The organism is Bradyrhizobium sp. B120 (assembly GCF_049075665.1).
GTDB lineage: Bacteria > Pseudomonadota > Alphaproteobacteria > Rhizobiales > Xanthobacteraceae > Bradyrhizobium.
In genome coordinates this window covers 5,022,362-5,038,314 of the sequence record NZ_CP185242.1, presented here as the reverse complement: position 1 = coordinate 5,038,314, position 15,953 = coordinate 5,022,362, and the positions used below count along the sequence as shown (strand labels likewise).

The window sequence follows — 15,953 nt, the reverse complement described above, 5'->3', positions numbered from 1 at the left end:
CGCGGATGCGTGGCCTTGCTGGTTTGGCGCTGCCGACCGGAGGCGGCAGCCTCCCCCGATCGCGCGGCCGCAAGCCTGCCCCACCCGGAGACCTCGATGATTTTTGCCAGCTACGCCTACCGTGTCCTCTCCAACTTCGTGTTCCTGGGACTGGTCTATTTCACGCTGAACCTGCTGGAGAAATACGAGCAGCGCGCGACGGTCGCGATCCTCGTCTTGGTCTATGCAACGATGCATGCCCTCTCGGGCCTGCGCTCGTTCTATTTCTTCCAGCGTATCGAGCGCCTTGAAGGCGAGACGCGGCGGCTCGCCGCTGCGGCCGGCGAGGGGCCCAATGCCATGGCCTCGCGCAAGCAGATCGTCGCCGATGTCACCGCGCTCAGGCATGCCGGCGAGATCAAATCCTATATCGACATCTTCTTCCTGGCGCTGGTGATCCTGCTCTGCGTCGCCAAGATCGTCGTCAGCTAGATCGCGCTCTAGTCAGGCACGCGCTTGCTGGCCGCCGAGGCCTCGGCGCGCGGGGTGCGCTTGGCGACGTGGACCGACGCATTGCTCGCGGCTGGCGGCGCGACACGCAAGGGCGCGCCGTGAAGCCGACCGTGAGCCGCAGCGGGGATCTGATGCGCGGCCTGCTTCGGGTGCCTGGCCTGGCGCGCCGAGATCGCCTGTGCGCGCGGTGCGCCGACGCCGGGGGCAGCAGCCGTCGCGCGCTGTGCGAGACGGCGATCGGCCGCCGAGCGGGCCGCGAGCAGGGTCAGGTCCAGCGCTTCGGGAACGCGAAACACGTCAGCCGCCGGGATCGGCAATGTCGAGACCGACGCGGTCTGGGTAAGCTGCGGCTGCGGCCACAGCGTGCGGACGGATGCGCCGACGCGCGCGCGCTGCGCGTGATCGAGGACGTCGGCATCGCGCCAATCCATATCGGCAAACACCGGGGCCGGCAGCGTCCGTGTCGCGGTGAAGACGAAGTTCGGAATTTTGGGCCAGCGCGTGATCGCGACCGTCTCGGTCGGCGGACGCATGAACCATTGCTGCGGCTCGGTCGGCGTCGCCGGGCGGTCCGCTGTCGCGGGCACGACATGGACGATCCGGTAGCCGCGCTCCTTCAGCGTGTTGAGGATGCGCGGCAGCGCCGCGACGGTGCGCGGCTGGATGTCGTGCAGCAGCAGGATGCCCTTGTGCTTGGCCTCGATCCGCTGGATCGCGAGATCGTAGACCCGCTGCGGTGAGATGTGGCGCCAGTCGTCGGCCGGGAAGTCGGCGCTCCAGACCTGGATGCCCTGTGATGCCAGATAGGCTTCGGGGATCTCGGCGCGCATCAGGCCGGGAATCCGGAAGAACGGCGCGAGCTTGCTCTTGTCGCCGTTGAGCGCGGCGAGCGTCGAGGCGATGCCGTCGTCGACTTCCTGCCGCACCCGCTCGAGCGGCATCTTGTTCATCGTCAACGGATGGTTCTGGCTGTGGGTGCCGACGGTATGCCCGGCGGCGACCAGCTTGCGCACACCCTCCGGATTGAACCGGGCCTGGGAGCCGATGGTGAAGAAGGTCGCCTTGACGCACTGGCTGGCGAGGATGGCCAGCACCTGGTTGCTGTATTTCGGCAGCGGCCCGTCGTCGAAGGTCAGCACCACCTCGTGATCGGCGAGCGGCAGCGTCTCCGGATACTGCATGGTGCCGATCCGCGGATGCTCCGTGGGATCCACGACGATGGTCCGCGAAGTGCCGAGTGCGTTGGGGTTGCCCGGGCAATCCGCGGCGAGGGCGGCCTGCGGCGTCATGAAGCAGCAGCCCAGCAGCGCCGCGCCGATTACGGTCCGCGACCGCTTCCGGGTCATCACCAGGACGTCTGCAATCATGGATCTCGGCCGCATTCCAAACGCACTGACGAATCCTTAGGTGCGGCCTCATGAATGCCGCCTTAACGGTCTGTAATCCACCTTGGGTGCCGGGTTCAATGTGTCCGGTCAGACACGGTCTTCATCGCCGCGGGGACGATGTGGACGACGTGATAATTATGCTCCTGCAGGTACCTTAGGAAGGCGGGCAGCATCTCGGCTGTTCGCATCTGCGGGTCATGCAGCAGGATAATTCCCTTGCGATGGCCCTCGAGCCGCCCGGTGAGCAGCTTGAGTTCCTCCTCGGGGGTCATCTTGTTCCAGTCGCTGGCCCAGAAATCGGCGCCGAACACCGCGATACCGCGCTTTTCCATGCGATCGAGCAGGGCGGGCGTCGACTCGAAATAGGGGAACCGAAAGAACGGCGTGCTCGGGACCGTGCTCGCGGTTCCGCGCAGGGCCGTCTGGACCGCTTCGATCCCCCGATTGATGTTCGCCTCGGCCTGATCCGTCGGCATCTTGTTGAGATGCGGATGGTCCCAGCTGTGATAGCCGATGCTGTGGCCGAGCCGCGCGATCTTGCGGACCATGTCGGGATGATCGGCCGCATTGCGGCCGACCAAGAAGAAAGTGGCCTGCACGCATTCGGTTGCCAGTGCCGTCAGCACCTTGTCAGTGACGCCAGGTGTCGGCCCGTCGTCGAAGGTCAGCACGACTTCGCCATCCCGCAGCGGCAGGGTCTGCGGAAAGCTCTTCTGCCCGACGCGCGGATAGGTCGCAGGGTCGACCTCGAGCACGCGCGAGGTGCCGAGTGCGTCCTTGCGCGGGCATTCGGCGGCCTTCGCCGAACTAATCAGCGCGATAGGTGCGAGCGCGATCAGCGCCGCGACAATGTTCAGGATCGGTCGCGGTGCGCTCGACATCTTTCTCATTGCACAGGGCCCCACCGATTAGGTAATCCGTTCCGCACTCATCAGAGCAGTTTTTCCCCTCCTGTCAAACCGGCGAAACACGGCATGGCCGAGAATATCGACGTTGCCGAACCCGCCGACACCGACCCGCTCGCCCGGATGCCGATGCGGGACGAGGAGGGCCAGCTCCGCCCCGAATTCGTCGCTGGCATCACCCGGGCCATTCACGCCGCCGACCGGCCCTTGCTGTGCGAGGTGGTGGCGGAACTGCATGAGGCCGATCTCGGCGACCTGATCGAGGCGCTGGAGCCGGACGACCGCGTCACCCTGGTCGAGATCACCGGCACGGACTTCGACTTCTCGGCGCTCAACGAGGTCGACGAGACCGTCCGCGAGGAGATCCTCGAGGAACTCGAGCCGGAGACCGTTGCCGAGGGTGTCCGCGAGCTCGAATCCGACGACGCCGTCGAGCTGCTGGAAAGCCTCGACGAGGAGGACCAGGAAGAGATCCTGGAGAAGCTGCCGGCGGCCGAGCGCGAGGACATCGAGCGCAGCCTGCTGTATCCGGAGAATTCCGCCGGCCGGCGGATGCAGACCGAGTTCATCGCGGTGCCGCCGGATTGGAACGTCGGGCAGGCGATCGACTACATGCGCGACACGCCCGATCTGCCGGACCGCTTCTACGAGATCTATGTGGTCGACGCCGACAAGCACTTGCTGGGCGCCGTGCCGCTCGACGTGCTGCTGCGCACCCGCCGCCCGGTTCCAGTCAAGGACCTGATCGACGAGGACCGTCGCCGGGTCTCCGCGCTGGAGGACCAGGAAGAGGTCGCGCGGATGTTCGGCAAGTACAATCTGGTCGCGGCTCCTGTGGTCGACACCACCGAGCGGCTGGTCGGCGTGATCACCATCGACGACGTCGTCGACGTGATCGAGGAGGAGGCCGACGAGGACCTCAAGGCGCTGGGCGGCGTCACCCATCCTGAAGAGCTGTCCGACACCGTCTGGACCATTGCCCGCGGCCGCTTCAACTGGCTGCTGGTCAATCTCGCCACCGCGTTCCTGGCCTCCTCGGTGCTCGGCCTGTTCGAGGGCCAGCTCGAGAAGATGGTGGCGCTCGCGGTGCTGGCGCCGATCGTGGCGAGCCAGGGCGGCAATGCCGCGACCCAGACCATGACGGTCGCGGTGCGCGCGCTCGCCACCCGCGAGCTCGGCGCGTTCAACGCGACGCGCGTGGTGCTCCGCGAGACCATGGTCGGGCTCGTCAACGGCCTCGCCTTTGCCGTCATCACCGGCATCGCCACGGTGGCCTGGTTCAAGATCCCCGGCCTCGGCATCGTGATCGGGCTTGCGATCATCTGCAACCTGGTCGCCGGTGCGCTCGGCGGCATCCTGATTCCGATGGTGCTGGAACGGGTGCGCGCCGATCCCGCGGTTGCCTCCGGCACCTTCGTCACGACCGTCACCGACGTGGTCGGCTTCTTCTCGTTCCTCGGCATCGCCACGCTGTGGTTCGGATTGAACTAGGTCGGCGCCTGCGGGCGGGCTTATCGTTAATCGCGCCTTAACGGGGTTGGCGGATGATGGTCCTATCTTCAAGGGGGCCATCACGGGGGCCATCATGCAGCGCTTGCGGCTCAAGGCGGACGGACGGATCGTCGAATTGCGCGATGGGCAGGAAATCCCGCTCGCGCCCGCGCATCCCGCCGAGGCGGCGATGCAGCCTACGGCCTCGCAACCGGCCGTGCGCGATCTGCGCCGCCGGGCCCAGCTCACCCAGCTCGAATTCGCCGCCAAGCTCGGCGTGCCGGTGGAAACCATCCGCAACTGGGAGCAGGGCAAGCGCGCCCCGCGGGGACCCGCCCGCGCGCTGCTCGCGGTGATCGCCCATTCGCCGGAGACGGTGTTCGCCGCGCTGTCGAGCGAGCCGACGCCGGCCTGAGCGGGTACACAGCGTGCGACGCTCATTGTCGTCCAATGGATCACGCTTGCAGGCCACAACACCGGTGTCGTCCCTGCGAAAGCAGGGACCCATACGCCGCGGCCCGTGTTGTGAACAGGATTCGTCGTTCCACCATCGTGCAACAATAGCCATTGGTGGTTATGGGTCCCTGCTTTCGCAGGGACGACAGCGAGTGTGTTGCAGGATCTGCGAGTCAAACTTCGGCATTCTCGCGACATGATTTGCCCGAGCTTTGGTTTCTCGTTCCGCCCTCGCTCTTGAAGAGGGCGCAGGGAAAGCCGGGTGCCGATCGCACCCATGGGCCCCGTGCAAAAGGTAGAAAGCACGGGGGTAGGACCACAGGTGTAACCGGGAACTCCGGCTTTCCCTGCGCGATGGGTTACGGCTTACTTCGTGCTCTCCCCGGCGAGACTGGGCTTGCTTGTCACCGCCTTCGCAAAACGCTTGCGCGTCTTGCGAGAGGACACCTGCCGCTAGGGCGTCAGGACCACACGACTTCACCGTCCGCTTCAGCCACACTCGTCAGTCGTGGCATCAACGTCCACCGCATCTCGACCCGCGTTCGTGACGATCGCGAAGCGCCCCTCGATCGGGCGAGACGGGCGAACCATACCCTGAGTTTCACTTCGGATAAAGCGAAATATTTTCATCGCGGGGCCTTGCGCCGTCGGGCAACTCAGTGATTGGCAATTTCTGTGCGGGCCGGTCGCAACGGGGCCTTCGCTCCCGGCCCAATCTCATGGGGCTTGCCAGCAAGGCGGTTTGGCCGCTTTAATCGAAGGATTGCAAATACGTTCTTATTTAAAGCGTGGATTTCCCCATGAAGGCCATCGAGCAGATCATTGCCGGCTACGTGTCGCTGAAGAATCGTCAGGCGCTGGAACAGCTCAGAGACCATCGCCAACAACTATTGGACGATGTTCGAACGCACAGCGTTCCCGGTTTCAAGCCATCAGTCGTGAATGAGACTCTCTCCGAGGAGATCGAGCTCATCGAGGGAGCATTGGCTCGCTTCGATGGGGACGGATAGCTCGCGACCGGGGCGCTGCTGGTCATCGTTGTTCTGCGATTGCGACAGACTTCTATTTGGGAGGTACGCATGATCGATCAGAGAACTGCGCCTTATGCTGCCCTTTTGCTGCGCGTTACGCTTGCTGGACTTTTCATTGCCCATCTCTACGGCAAATGCGTGCTCAAGCCGATTAGCCTGTGGTGGAACGGCCTTTCCAAACTCGGTTATCCCGAATGGGTTCTTGCCTATGCCTTAAGCGCCGAATTCGGATCGGCGCTTCTGCTGCTGCTCGGCATCTATACGCGCTGGGTGAGCATCTACACGATCCCCATGATGCTTGGCGCAACCCACTTCTGGATGCTTCGAAAGGGCTACTGGTTCACGGAAGCGGGCTGGGAGATGCCGTTGGTGTGGGCGATCATGCTGGCCGTCCAGGCGTTGCTGGGTGATGGGGCGTTCGCGTTAAAGGTCCCCAAGCTGCCCTGGGAGCGTCGGCTTCAACCGACGGCTGCCTGATGGTTTCGCAATCAGCCCCCGCGCTTGCGTGATCAACCCGTGCCCGCGATATCGTGACATTTTCGCGGGACGGGCATTTGCCAAAACTCCATCAACCGCAGCAAGGCTGCTTGGCTTTGGGCGCGCAGCACGACTGCTGTTCCTGCAGCCACCGGTCGCGCGGTTTGCAGCTCGATGGACGCGCCGAGAGATAGACGCGGATCGCGGCGTCGCCGGTAGCCATGCGTTCCGCGCGATAGATTTGCATCGGCCGGACGCCATCGCTGACTTCAAAGGTCAGCTTGGCTTGCGGATCGAAACCGACGGCCTCGTCGACCTTGCGGATGATCGCGAGAAACTTCCCGGCCGGCATGTGGCCCCGGTTTTCCTCTTCGATGTCCCAGAGCTGAATGAAGGTCTCGCTCCAGCTCTCGGGGTTGGCGCCGCAATCGAGCCCTCTGAATGAGCCGGTTTTGACTTCGGTCACGTGGTAGCTGGGGCGGACATCCCGGCCGTCGTAACTGAAGATCAGCGGCTTCTCCTTATGCGCCTCGAGGCTGGCGAGGAGGGCGGCAGATGAAAGCTCTTCCACCGCGAGCAGGGCGCCGACGGTCGATCGGGTATTGGCAAGCGTGGTCATGGCTGCTATCCTCATTTCAATGATTCTTTAATTGTAGGATTATCGAAAGATGGAGGAGCGTCAAGCCCGAACCGCCTTCGCCGCGCTGTCGCAGGAAACGCGGCTGCGGATCGTGCGGCTGCTGGTGCAGGCCGGTCCGGATGGCATGGCAGCAGGGGCGATTGCCGAGGCGTTCGCAGTATCGCCATCCAACGTGTCCTTCCATCTGAAGGACCTCGAGCATGCCGGCATGATCGTGCCGCGTCGCGAGGCGCGTTCGATCATCTACTCGGCGGATTACACTGGCCTCCGCGATCTCATCGCCTTCCTGATGAAGGATTGCTGTGCGGGCCACCCGGAAATCTGCGCGCCGTCGCTCGCCGATGCCGAGTGCAGACCTGCGTCGGCCAAGAAGAAGGCGCGTGCCTGATGCGCGCCTTCGACCTGCCACGGCGTCTTGTTGCCGAGGGCCTCGGCACCTTGCTTCTGGTCGCAACCGTCGTCGGCTCCGGCATCATGGCCGAGACGTTGACCAAGGACGTGGCGTTGGCGCTGCTCGGTAACACCCTTCCGACCGGCGCCATCCTGGTGGTGCTGATCACGATCCTCGGACCAATATCCGGCGCGCATTTCAATCCGGCGGTCACGCTGGTCTTCATGCTCAAGGGCGAACTCCGCCCACCCCATGCCGCGCAATACATCGCGGCGCAGGTGCTGGGGGGAATCCTCGGTGCCATGGTCGCGCATGCCATGTTCGGCCTGCCGCTCCTGGAGTTCTCGGCCAAGGCAAGGACGGGATTTCCGCAATGGTTTGCGGAATTCATCGCCGCGTTCGGACTGGTCGCAACGATCATCGGTGGCCTCCGGTTTCGTGAGGCCGCAATTCCATGGCTGGTCGGGCTTTACATCACGGCCGCGTACTGGTTCACCGCATCCACGTCGTTCGCCAATCCGGCCGTTGCCATCGCGCGATCGTTCACCGATACGTTTTCCGGCATCCGCGCGCAGGATCTGCCGGGATTCATCGTCGCCGAGGTTTTGGGGGCCATGGTCGCGGCGGCATTCATGAGCTGGCTCGTGCGGGGCGCCGAAGCCACCGAGGAAGCAGTCCGATGACGATCACGATCTACCACAATCCCGATTGCGGGACGTCGCGCAACACCCTGGCAATGATCCGCCAGAGCGGGGAGGAGCCCGAGATCGTCGAATATCTCAAGACGCCTCCCTCGCGCGACACGCTGATTGCGCTGATCGCTGCCATGGGCATGACGCCGCGCGCGCTGCTCCGCGAGAAAGGCACGCCCTATGCCGCGCTCGACCTTGCCAATCCGAAATGGAGCGACGACGAATTGATCGATTTCATGATGGCGCATCCGATCTTGATCAATCGGCCCATCGTCGTCTCGCCGAAAGGCGTGAAGTTGTGCCGGCCGTCTGAGGCCGTCCTCGATCTCCTCGCCGTTGCCGACATCGGCCGGTTCGTAAAGGAAGACGGCGAAGTGATTCCGCCGAGGACGCCGGGTGCGCGCGCTGAATGAGCCGCCGTGCAGATAATGTTCTGATCGTCGCGCTCGGCACGACGCAAACCTTGGCCTGGGCGTCGAGCTACTATCTGCCGGCCATTCTCGCGGACCCGATTGCGCGGGACCTCGGCATATCCACGAACTGGCTGTTCGCCGCATTCTCGATGGCGCTCGTGATCTCAGGACTGCTCGGTCCGCGCGTCGGCCGTCAGATCGACCGCATGGGCGGGCGCGAAGTTCTCTGTGCGTCCAACCTGATCCTGGCGTCCGGCCTCATCCTGCTCGGGCTCTCGCAGGGTATGGTTCTGATGGCCGCAAGCTGGCTGTTGCTCGGCGTCGGCATGGGCCTTGGCCTGTATGACGCAGCCTTCGCGGCGCTCGGGCGCATCTATGGCAACTCCGCCCGCCGCTCCATCACCGGCATCACCTTGATCGCCGGGTTTGCCAGCACGATCGGCTGGCCGCTCAGCGCGTGGGGCCTTGCGACCATCGGCTGGCGCTGGACCTGCTTCGGTTGGGCGGCAGCGCACCTTCTGATCTGCCTGCCGCTCAACGCCTTCCTGATCCCCAAACTGAAGAGCGAGCATCGGATCGCAGCCGACACGCCAAAGCCGCATATACCGATCGACCGCGCGATGCTGCTGCTCGCCTTTGCCTTCGCCGCCGCCTGGAGCGTCACGTCGGCGATGGCGGTGCATTTGCCGCGAATTCTGGAGGCGTTGGGCGCGACGCAAACCCAGGCGATCGCGGCAGGCGCATTGATCGGCCCGGCGCAGGTGGCGGCACGGATTGTCGAAGCGAGCCTGCTGAAGCGCTTCCATCCACTCTGGTCGGCGCGATTGGCCTGCATCACGCACCCCTTGGGCGCCTGCGTCATCGGCCTGTTCGGCGGGGGCTTCGCTGGGATCTTCGCGCTGCTGCACGGCGCCGGAAACGGCATCCTGACGATCGCGCGCGGCACGCTGCCGCTCGCGATCTTCGGTCCGAAGGATTACGGCTACCGCTTGGGGCTGCTCGGCGCGCCATCGCGACTGTCGCAAGCGATCGCGCCGCTGGCGTTCGGATTCCTGATCGCACCGCTCGGCGGCTATACGTTCGCGGTCACATCGGCCCTCAGTCTGGCTGCGCTGCTGGCATTGTTCGCACTCAAGGCCGAGCCGAAGATCCCCTCGCAGTCGCGTCGCGACCCTTCATCCGCCGAACCGTCTCGATGAAGGCCTTGATGATCGGCGAGTGGCCGCGGCCGCTGTGATGGGCGATGCTGTATTGGGTCTTGATGGTGCGGTCGCTGATCTCGAGCGCACGCAGGTTCGGGTGCGGCACGAATTCGAAGTCGGCGACCACGCTGATGCCGAGCCCGCGCTCGACCGCCTTCCACACGCCTTCGCGGCTTTCGATCTCGAACACCGGCTCGATCCTGATGCCCTCGGCCTGCATTGTCGCCTCGAAGGCGCGCCGGGTGGTGGAGCCCCGCTCGCGCAGCACGATGGGCTGGTCGGCGAGCTCGCGCAGCTTGACCGATTTCCGCTTGAACCAGGGATGATCGCGGTTGACGAACACGATCACGCGGTGGGTGCGGTAGGGGATCATGGTGACGCGCGGATCCTCCGGGACCTCCGCCAGGATCGCGACGTCGGCTTCGAAATTGACGATGTGGCGGAGGGTGCGTTCGGAGTTGCCGAGTAGGGTCGAGATCTGCACCTCGGGGTGATCGCGCTTGAACGCGGCAATGATCTCGGTGGCATGAAACGGCCCGACGGTCGCGACCCTTAGATGCCCCTTGGTCGCCTTGCCGTGCGCGGCCAACAGCTCGTGCGCCTCGTCGCAGAACGTCATGATGCCGCGGGTGATCTCGAACAGCGCGCTGCCTGCTTCGGTGAGCTCGGTGTGCCGCGGCTTGCGGACCAGAAGCTCGACGCCGTAGGTCTCTTCCAGCTCCTTGACCTGAATGGTCAGCGTCGGCTGCCCGACGTTGAGCACGCGTGACGCCGCGGTGAAGCCGCCATGCGCGGCGACTGCATGGAAGGCGCGAAGCTGGCTGAATACTATTGACATAATCAATAGAACGCATCCGAAGAATGAATTTGTCAATACCAGCCGGCGCCGTACGTTCGCGCCAAATGGAGGACGCGCGAATGGACTGGAGCTATTCCAACCCGGTAAGAGTCGAATTCGGAGCCGACAGCTTCGACAAGCTGCCGGCACTGATCGGCAAGCGCGACTATGCGCTGGTGACCTATGGCGAGCCGGTCTTCGCCGAGCTCGAGCGGCGGCTGCGCGCTGCGGCGGGTCCTTCGGTCCTGACCATTCGCGACGTCGCGCCGAATCCGGACTACCGCCTGCTCACCGAGCAGACCGCGCGCTTTGCCGCGCTTGCCAGGCAGCCCGAAGTGATCGTCGCGCTCGGTGGCGGCTCGGTGATCGATTCCGCAAAGGTATTCGCGGCTGCCGGCGGCGATTTCGCGACCGTCAAAACCTATCTGGAGACGCAGCAGGGCGCCGATCGCTTGTCCGCCATTCCGATCATCGCGGTGCCGACCACCGCGGGCACCGGTAGCGAGGTGACGTGCTGGGGCACGGTGTGGGACGAGGCCAACGGCAAGAAATACTCGCTGGCGCGTCCGTCGCTCTATCCGACCCATGCGGTGATCGATCCGCGCCTGATGCTCGGCAAGCCGCAGCTTCTCACCATCAGCACCGGGCTCGATGCGCTGTCGCACGCGCTGGAGAGCATCTGGAACGTCAACAACAACCCGGTGTCGGCCAACCATGCGGTGGCTGCGGCACGCGGTGTCCTCGACGTGCTGCCGAGGCTCGCCAATGACCTCGGCAATCTCGAGCTGCGCAGCCGCATGGCCCAGGCGGCGCTGTTCGCTGGCCTCGCGTTCTCCAACACCAAGACCGCGATCGCGCATTCGCTGTCCTATCCGATCACGCTGCGGCACGGCGTGCAGCACGGCATTGCTTGCTCGTTCTCGCTGCCGATGGTGTTGCGCAGCGTCAAGGGGGCGGGCGGGCTTTGCGAGGACAGCCTCCGGCAGATTTTTGGCGCCGATCTGGCGCGTGCGGCCGACGATCTCGAGGATTTCATGGCGCGGCTCGGCATCTCCTGCGATCCGGGCGCCTACAGGATCGAGCGCAGCGAGTGGCACGCGCTGATCGCCGATTCGCTCGAGGGCGAGCGCGGCCGCAACTTCCTGGGCTCGAAGGAACGGCTGATCGAGGCATCGCAGACGCTGCGGATGCCGAGCGCGGCGAGCGCGTGACGACGGCCCAGTGATACGGAGAGATATCATGCAGGACAATCGCAAGACCATCACTGTCAATGGACGGCAATACGACGCGCCGACGCGGCCGACGGTCGTGATCTGCCTCGACGGCTCGGAGCCCGGCTATATCGAGCAAGCGATCGAGGCCGGCGTTGCGCCGACCTTCGCGCGCTTCATGAAGGAGGGCGCGCATGTGCATGCCGCCAGCGTGATCCCGAGCTTCACCAATCCCAACAACCTCTCGATCATCACTGGACGGCCGCCCGCAGTGCACGGCATCGCCGGCAATTACTTCTACGACACGGCGAACGACGTCGAAGTCATGATGAACGATCCGAAATTCCTGCGCGCGCCGACCATCCTGGCCGGTGTCCATGACGCAGGCTACAAGGTCGCCGCCGTCACCGCCAAGGACAAGCTGCGCACCTTGCTCGCCTACGGGCTCGACTATGCGAGCGGCCGCGCCATCGCGTTCTCGTCGGAGAAAGCCGACCAGGCCACCAGGGCGGCCAACGGCATCGACAATGTGCTCGACTTCGTCGGCCTGCCGCTGCCCGAGGTCTATTCGGCCGATCTGTCGCGCTTCGTGTTCGCGGCCGGCGTCAAGCTGGTCGAGCGCTATCGTCCGGACCTGATGTACCTGTCGACCACCGACTACGTCCAGCACAAGGTCGGGCCCGGTACCAAGGTCGCCAACGACTTTTACGCGATGATCGACGGCTATCTGGCCAAGCTCGATGCGCTCGGCTGCAACATCGTCGCGACCGCCGACCACGGCATGAACGACAAGTTCTTGCCCGACGGCAAGCCTGACGTGATCTACCTCCAGGACGTTATGGACGACTGGATGGGGACGGGTGCCGCGCGGGTGATCCTGCCGATTACCGATCCCTATGTCGCCCATCACGGCTCGCTCGGCTCGTTCGCGACGATCTATACGCCCGATGGCGCCGACGTCGACACGCTGCTGATGCGGCTGCGCGACATCAAGGGCGTCGAGGTGGCGCTGCCGCGCAAGGATGCCTGCGCCCGGTTCGAGCTGCCGCCCGACCGGATCGGCGACATCGTCGTGATCTCGACCAGGCACAAGGTGCTCGGCACCAGCGAGTCTCGCCACGATCTGTCCGGGCTGACCGAGCCGCTGCGTTCGCATGGCGGGCTGACCGAGCAGCGGGTGCCGCTGATCGCCAACCGCAAGATCGCGCTGCCGGCCGGTCACGCCTTGCGCAACTTCGACGCCTTCGACGTTGCGCTTAACCGCTTCCAGTGACATCCGGACCTTAAGGATACCACCATGAACATCCAGAGCCCGGCCGTTCGCCACGAGCAGATGCGCATCGCAGGCAGCCTCATTGACACCGACGAGCATGTCGAGATCTTCAATCCTTATACCAACAAGGTCGTCGGCACGGTCCCGGCGGCGCGCCCGGAGCATGTGCGCAGCGCGTTCGCCAAAGCGGCGGCGTTCAAGCCGAAGCTGACGCGTTACGAGCGCCAGCGTATCCTGCTGCGCACCGCCGAGATTTTGGCCGGCCGCAAGGAGGAATTCGCGCGGTTGATCACGGCCGAGTCCGGCCTGTGCTGGAAGGACTCGCTCTACGAGGCCGGCCGCGCCTACGACGTCTATTCCTTTGCCGGCCAGCTTGCGATCAAGGACGACGGCGAGACGTTCTCCTGCGACATCAGCCCGCAGGGCAAGGCGCGCAAGATCTTCACGACGCGGACGCCGCTGCTCGGCGCGATCTCGGCGATCACGCCGTTCAACCATCCGCTCAACATGGTGAGCCACAAGATCGCGCCGGCGATCGCGACCAACAACCGCGTTGTGCTGAAGCCGACCGAGCTGACGCCGCTGACCGCGCTCGCGCTCGCCGACGTGCTCTATGAAGCCGGGTTGCCGCCGGAGATGCTGTCGGTGGTCACGGGCAATCCGCATTCGATGGGTGACGCCATGATCACCGATCCGGACGCCGATCTCGTGACGTTCACCGGCTCGGTCAGGGTCGGCAAGCACATCGCCGACAAGGCCGGCTACAAGCGTCTGGTGCTCGAGCTCGGCGGCAACGATCCCCTGATCGTGATGGAGGACGCCGACCTCGAGAAGGCGGCCGAGCTCGCGGTCACCGGCGCGACCAAGAATTCCGGCCAGCGCTGCACGGCGGTGAAGCGCATCCTCTGCGTCGAGGCGGTTGCCGACGACTTCGCCGCCCTTGTGCTGAAGAAGGCACGCACCCTGAAGTGCGGCGATCCGATGGACCCGACGGTCGATGTCGGCACTGTGATCCATGAGGGCGCAGCGAAGGAATTCGAGCGCAGGGTCAACGCCGCGGTCGCCGACGGCGCCGAGCTCCTGCACGGCAACGACCGCAAGGGCGCGCTGTATCCGCCGACCGTGGTCGACCGGATTCCCTACACCAGTGAGCTGGTGATGCAGGAGACCTTCGGTCCGGTGATCCCGATCATCCGCGTGCCCAACGACATCGAGAGCGTGATCCGGATATCGAACGCGACCGCGTTCGGCCTGTCGTCCGGCGTCTGCACCAACCGGCTCGACTACGTCACGCGGTTCGTCAACGAGCTCGACGTCGGCACCGTCAACGTCTGGGAAGTGCCGGGCTACCGGATCGAGATGTCGCCGTTCGGCGGGATCAAGGACTCCGGCCTTGGTTACAAGGAAGGCGTGCAGGAGGCGATCAAGAGCTTCACCAACGTCAAGACCTATTCGCTGCCCTGGCCGGTCTAGGGACGCGCGTCGATCCGAAGGGAGGGCCGCACGCGCGCAACAAGAACGGCGCGGCGGCCCGAGGGTGAACAACAAAACAATCATCAGGGGAGGCTGCAATGTCGATCACGTTCAGTCCGGCGAGCGTCGGCTCGGTCGGAGTCCAAAATCCGGAGCTTGCGACATCGTTCCGCCGCGCGCAGTGGCGGATGCTGTTCGCGGCGATGTTCTGCTATTTGTTCTTCTACACCGGGCGGCAGACCTTCGGCTTCGCCATTCCCGGCATCCAGGCCGAGTTCGGCGTCAGCAAGGAAGCGCTGGGCTGGGCCAGCGCGGCACTATTGTGGTGCTACGCGGTCGGGCAGGCCATCAACGGCAATCTCGGCGACAAGTTCGGCGGCCGCCGCGTGATGAGCGCGGGCGCGATCCTCTCCTTCATCATGAACTGGGCCACCAGCCTCTCGACCGGCATCGTCAGCCTCACCGCGTTCTGGGGCATCAACGGCTATTTCCAGTCGATGGGGTGGGCGCCAGGCAGCCGCCTGCTGTCGAACTGGTGGGGCCGCCACGAGCGCGGCACGGTCTACGGGCTCTACACCTTCGCGGCCGGGCTCGCCTCGGTGCTGTCGTTCGTCACCTCGCTGGTCGTGGTCGGCTATTTCCAGCTCGACTGGCGCTGGATCTTCCGCATTCCGGTGGTGCTGCTGCTGCTCGGCGGCATCGCGTTCTATCTGATCGCGCGCGAGAAGCCCGAGGACATGGGCTTTGCCTCGCCGCATGACGAGGCCGACGACGTCACCGCAACCGAGGCCGCGGTCGATGCCAACGAAGGCTCGCTCGCGCGCTACAAGGCGGTGCTGTCGAACTGGCGCCTTTTGGTCGCCGGCGTCTCGATCGGATTCCAGAACGCGGCGCGCTACGGCCTTTTGGTGTGGGTGCCCGTGCACTTCCTCGGCAGCAACTGGGCCAAGGCCGGCGCCACCTCGGCGATCGATCCGCGCTGGATCAGCATCGCGCTGCCGGTCGGCATGGCGGTGGGCGCCTTCAGCAACGGCTGGGTCTCGGACAGGGTGTTCGGCTCGCGCCGCTACCTCGCCATCGTGCTCTACATGGTGCTCGCCGCGGTCACCGCGCTGTGCATGTACGCGATCCCGACCACCGAGGTCTATCTCGGCATGACGGTGCTGTTCCTGTGCGGCTTCTTCACCTATGGCCCGCAATCCTCGTTCTGGGCGCTGTGCCCGGATCTGGTCGGCCACAAGCGGGCAGGGACCGCGACCGGGGTGATGAACTCCTTCGCCTATCTGTTCGCAGGTCTCGGCGAGCCGATCATCGGCCACTTCATGGACAAGCATAACCAGACCTCGCTGGTGTTCCTCGTCGTCGCGGTCTGCGCGACCTCCAGCGCGGTGGTGGCAGCCTTCATCCGCCGCTGACGCGCGATCCGCATTAAGCGGCTCACGACAGGTCCGCGCTCCCACGGGAAGCGCGGACTATTTTTTTGGAATGAGTAGAACACCGTTGCGCGCGATCGCTGGAGCCGCAACGCCGGGCCAATTCCCTGAAATCGCTCACGCGGGCACATCAGTTGACGCCCAATT

General features: G+C 64.8%; 17 protein-coding genes. 13 read left to right on the top strand and 4 right to left on the bottom strand.

The genetic code is table 11. The annotated features are described in order from the left end of the window. Positions 1–96 precede the first annotated feature (96 nt). The gene (locus tag ACOIX3_RS23190; RefSeq protein WP_420964435.1) at positions 97–471 is read left to right on the top strand and encodes a hypothetical protein; all 375 of its coding nucleotides are present in this window, start codon (positions 97–99) and stop codon (positions 469–471) included. A gap of 8 nt (positions 472–479) precedes the next feature. Here the strand turns inward: ACOIX3_RS23190 and ACOIX3_RS23185 are convergent, their stop codons facing one another. After that, positions 480–1,859 carry a polysaccharide deacetylase family protein gene (locus ACOIX3_RS23185; RefSeq protein WP_420964434.1) on the bottom strand — a complete coding sequence of 460 codons (1,380 nt, stop codon included), beginning with the start codon at positions 1,857–1,859 and terminating at the stop codon, positions 480–482. Positions 1,860–1,954: 95 nt separating this feature from the next. Then, the gene (locus tag ACOIX3_RS23180) at positions 1,955–2,770 is read right to left on the bottom strand and encodes a polysaccharide deacetylase family protein (RefSeq protein WP_420964433.1); all 816 of its coding nucleotides are present in this window, start codon (positions 2,768–2,770) and stop codon (positions 1,955–1,957) included. 84 nt (positions 2,771–2,854) lie between these two features. Between ACOIX3_RS23180 and mgtE the strand changes: the two genes are divergently transcribed. From mgtE to ACOIX3_RS23160, 4 genes are all read left to right on the top strand, one after another. Then, positions 2,855–4,276 (top strand): magnesium transporter, encoded by a 1,422-nt coding sequence (mgtE, locus tag ACOIX3_RS23175; RefSeq protein WP_420964432.1) that lies wholly within the window; start codon positions 2,855–2,857, stop codon positions 4,274–4,276. 94 nt (positions 4,277–4,370) lie between these two features. After that, positions 4,371–4,691, top strand: a complete 321-nt coding sequence (locus tag ACOIX3_RS23170; protein ID WP_420964431.1) for a helix-turn-helix domain-containing protein — start codon at positions 4,371–4,373, stop codon at positions 4,689–4,691. An 841-nt stretch (positions 4,692–5,532) separates the two neighbouring features. Continuing rightward, on the top strand, positions 5,533–5,742 hold the full coding sequence (locus ACOIX3_RS23165) for a hypothetical protein (RefSeq protein ID WP_420964430.1): 210 nt from the start codon (positions 5,533–5,535) through the stop codon (positions 5,740–5,742). Between the two features lie 69 nt (positions 5,743–5,811). Continuing rightward, positions 5,812–6,240: a DoxX family protein gene (locus tag ACOIX3_RS23160; RefSeq protein WP_420964429.1), complete on the top strand. Its 429-nt coding sequence runs from the start codon at positions 5,812–5,814 to the stop codon at positions 6,238–6,240. 91 nt (positions 6,241–6,331) lie between these two features. Here the strand turns inward: ACOIX3_RS23160 and ACOIX3_RS23155 are convergent, their stop codons facing one another. After that, the gene (locus tag ACOIX3_RS23155; protein ID WP_420964428.1) at positions 6,332–6,859 is read right to left on the bottom strand and encodes a DUF6428 family protein; all 528 of its coding nucleotides are present in this window, start codon (positions 6,857–6,859) and stop codon (positions 6,332–6,334) included. Between the two features lie 49 nt (positions 6,860–6,908). Here ACOIX3_RS23155 and ACOIX3_RS23150 point away from each other — a divergent pair, with 49 nt between their 5' ends. Genes ACOIX3_RS23150 through ACOIX3_RS23135 form a run of 4 tightly spaced genes read left to right on the top strand, consistent with a single transcriptional unit; the run spans position 6,909 to position 9,575 of the window. After that, positions 6,909–7,268 carry an ArsR/SmtB family transcription factor gene (locus ACOIX3_RS23150; RefSeq protein ID WP_420964427.1) on the top strand — a complete coding sequence of 120 codons (360 nt, stop codon included), beginning with the start codon at positions 6,909–6,911 and terminating at the stop codon, positions 7,266–7,268. Then, complete coding sequence (locus tag ACOIX3_RS23145) at positions 7,268–7,954, top strand: aquaporin (protein WP_420964426.1); 687 nt, start codon at positions 7,268–7,270, stop codon at positions 7,952–7,954. Before ACOIX3_RS23150 ends, ACOIX3_RS23145 begins: the two co-directional genes overlap by 1 nt. Then, on the top strand, positions 7,951–8,376 hold the full coding sequence (arsC, locus tag ACOIX3_RS23140) for an arsenate reductase (glutaredoxin) (RefSeq protein WP_420964425.1): 426 nt from the start codon (positions 7,951–7,953) through the stop codon (positions 8,374–8,376). Before ACOIX3_RS23145 ends, arsC begins: the two co-directional genes overlap by 4 nt. Continuing rightward, a complete protein-coding gene (locus tag ACOIX3_RS23135; protein WP_420964424.1) occupies positions 8,373–9,575 on the top strand; it encodes an MFS transporter in 1,203 nt (400 codons plus the stop codon). Before arsC ends, ACOIX3_RS23135 begins: the two co-directional genes overlap by 4 nt. On the opposite strand, the gene ACOIX3_RS23130 is transcribed toward ACOIX3_RS23135, so the two are convergent. Continuing rightward, on the bottom strand, positions 9,508–10,416 hold the full coding sequence (locus tag ACOIX3_RS23130; protein WP_420964423.1) for a LysR substrate-binding domain-containing protein: 909 nt from the start codon (positions 10,414–10,416) through the stop codon (positions 9,508–9,510). The two genes, ACOIX3_RS23135 and ACOIX3_RS23130, sit on opposite strands and share 68 nt — an antisense overlap. A gap of 80 nt (positions 10,417–10,496) precedes the next feature. Here ACOIX3_RS23130 and psrA point away from each other — a divergent pair, with 80 nt between their 5' ends. The 4 genes from psrA to ACOIX3_RS23110 all read left to right on the top strand — a co-directional run bounded on the left by psrA (position 10,497) and on the right by ACOIX3_RS23110 (position 15,788). Beyond that, positions 10,497–11,627: an iron-containing alcohol dehydrogenase PsrA gene (gene psrA, locus ACOIX3_RS23125; protein ID WP_420964422.1), complete on the top strand. Its 1,131-nt coding sequence runs from the start codon at positions 10,497–10,499 to the stop codon at positions 11,625–11,627. A 25-nt stretch (positions 11,628–11,652) separates the two neighbouring features. Then, on the top strand, positions 11,653–12,900 hold the full coding sequence (gene phnA, locus ACOIX3_RS23120; RefSeq protein WP_420971781.1) for a phosphonoacetate hydrolase: 1,248 nt from the start codon (positions 11,653–11,655) through the stop codon (positions 12,898–12,900). A 24-nt stretch (positions 12,901–12,924) separates the two neighbouring features. After that, on the top strand, positions 12,925–14,373 hold the full coding sequence (phnY, locus tag ACOIX3_RS23115; protein ID WP_420964421.1) for a phosphonoacetaldehyde dehydrogenase: 1,449 nt from the start codon (positions 12,925–12,927) through the stop codon (positions 14,371–14,373). Between the two features lie 98 nt (positions 14,374–14,471). After that, positions 14,472–15,788, top strand: coding sequence for an MFS transporter (locus ACOIX3_RS23110; RefSeq protein WP_420964420.1), 1,317 nt, complete (start codon positions 14,472–14,474; stop codon positions 15,786–15,788). The last annotated feature ends 165 nt before the right edge of the window (positions 15,789–15,953 follow it).

What these genes read in the sequence shown, in the direction of transcription:
- ACOIX3_RS23190 (WP_420964435.1), top strand. Translation starts at nt 97, where the DNA reads ATGATTTTTGCCAGCTACGCCTACCGTGTCCTCTCCAACTTCGTGTTC.
- ACOIX3_RS23185 (WP_420964434.1), bottom strand. Translation starts at nt 1,859, where the DNA reads ATGATTGCAGACGTCCTGGTGATGACCCGGAAGCGGTCGCGGACCGTA.
- ACOIX3_RS23180 (WP_420964433.1), bottom strand. Translation starts at nt 2,770, where the DNA reads ATGAGAAAGATGTCGAGCGCACCGCGACCGATCCTGAACATTGTCGCG.
- mgtE (WP_420964432.1), top strand. Translation starts at nt 2,855, where the DNA reads ATGGCCGAGAATATCGACGTTGCCGAACCCGCCGACACCGACCCGCTC.
- ACOIX3_RS23170 (WP_420964431.1), top strand. Translation starts at nt 4,371, where the DNA reads ATGCAGCGCTTGCGGCTCAAGGCGGACGGACGGATCGTCGAATTGCGC.
- ACOIX3_RS23165 (WP_420964430.1), top strand. Translation starts at nt 5,533, where the DNA reads ATGAAGGCCATCGAGCAGATCATTGCCGGCTACGTGTCGCTGAAGAAT.
- ACOIX3_RS23160 (WP_420964429.1), top strand. Translation starts at nt 5,812, where the DNA reads ATGATCGATCAGAGAACTGCGCCTTATGCTGCCCTTTTGCTGCGCGTT.
- ACOIX3_RS23155 (WP_420964428.1), bottom strand. Translation starts at nt 6,859, where the DNA reads ATGACCACGCTTGCCAATACCCGATCGACCGTCGGCGCCCTGCTCGCG.
- ACOIX3_RS23150 (WP_420964427.1), top strand. Translation starts at nt 6,909, where the DNA reads ATGGAGGAGCGTCAAGCCCGAACCGCCTTCGCCGCGCTGTCGCAGGAA.
- ACOIX3_RS23145 (WP_420964426.1), top strand. Translation starts at nt 7,268, where the DNA reads ATGCGCGCCTTCGACCTGCCACGGCGTCTTGTTGCCGAGGGCCTCGGC.
- arsC (WP_420964425.1), top strand. Translation starts at nt 7,951, where the DNA reads ATGACGATCACGATCTACCACAATCCCGATTGCGGGACGTCGCGCAAC.
- ACOIX3_RS23135 (WP_420964424.1), top strand. Translation starts at nt 8,373, where the DNA reads ATGAGCCGCCGTGCAGATAATGTTCTGATCGTCGCGCTCGGCACGACG.
- ACOIX3_RS23130 (WP_420964423.1), bottom strand. Translation starts at nt 10,416, where the DNA reads ATGTCAATAGTATTCAGCCAGCTTCGCGCCTTCCATGCAGTCGCCGCG.
- psrA (WP_420964422.1), top strand. Translation starts at nt 10,497, where the DNA reads ATGGACTGGAGCTATTCCAACCCGGTAAGAGTCGAATTCGGAGCCGAC.
- phnY (WP_420964421.1), top strand. Translation starts at nt 12,925, where the DNA reads ATGAACATCCAGAGCCCGGCCGTTCGCCACGAGCAGATGCGCATCGCA.
- ACOIX3_RS23110 (WP_420964420.1), top strand. Translation starts at nt 14,472, where the DNA reads ATGTCGATCACGTTCAGTCCGGCGAGCGTCGGCTCGGTCGGAGTCCAA.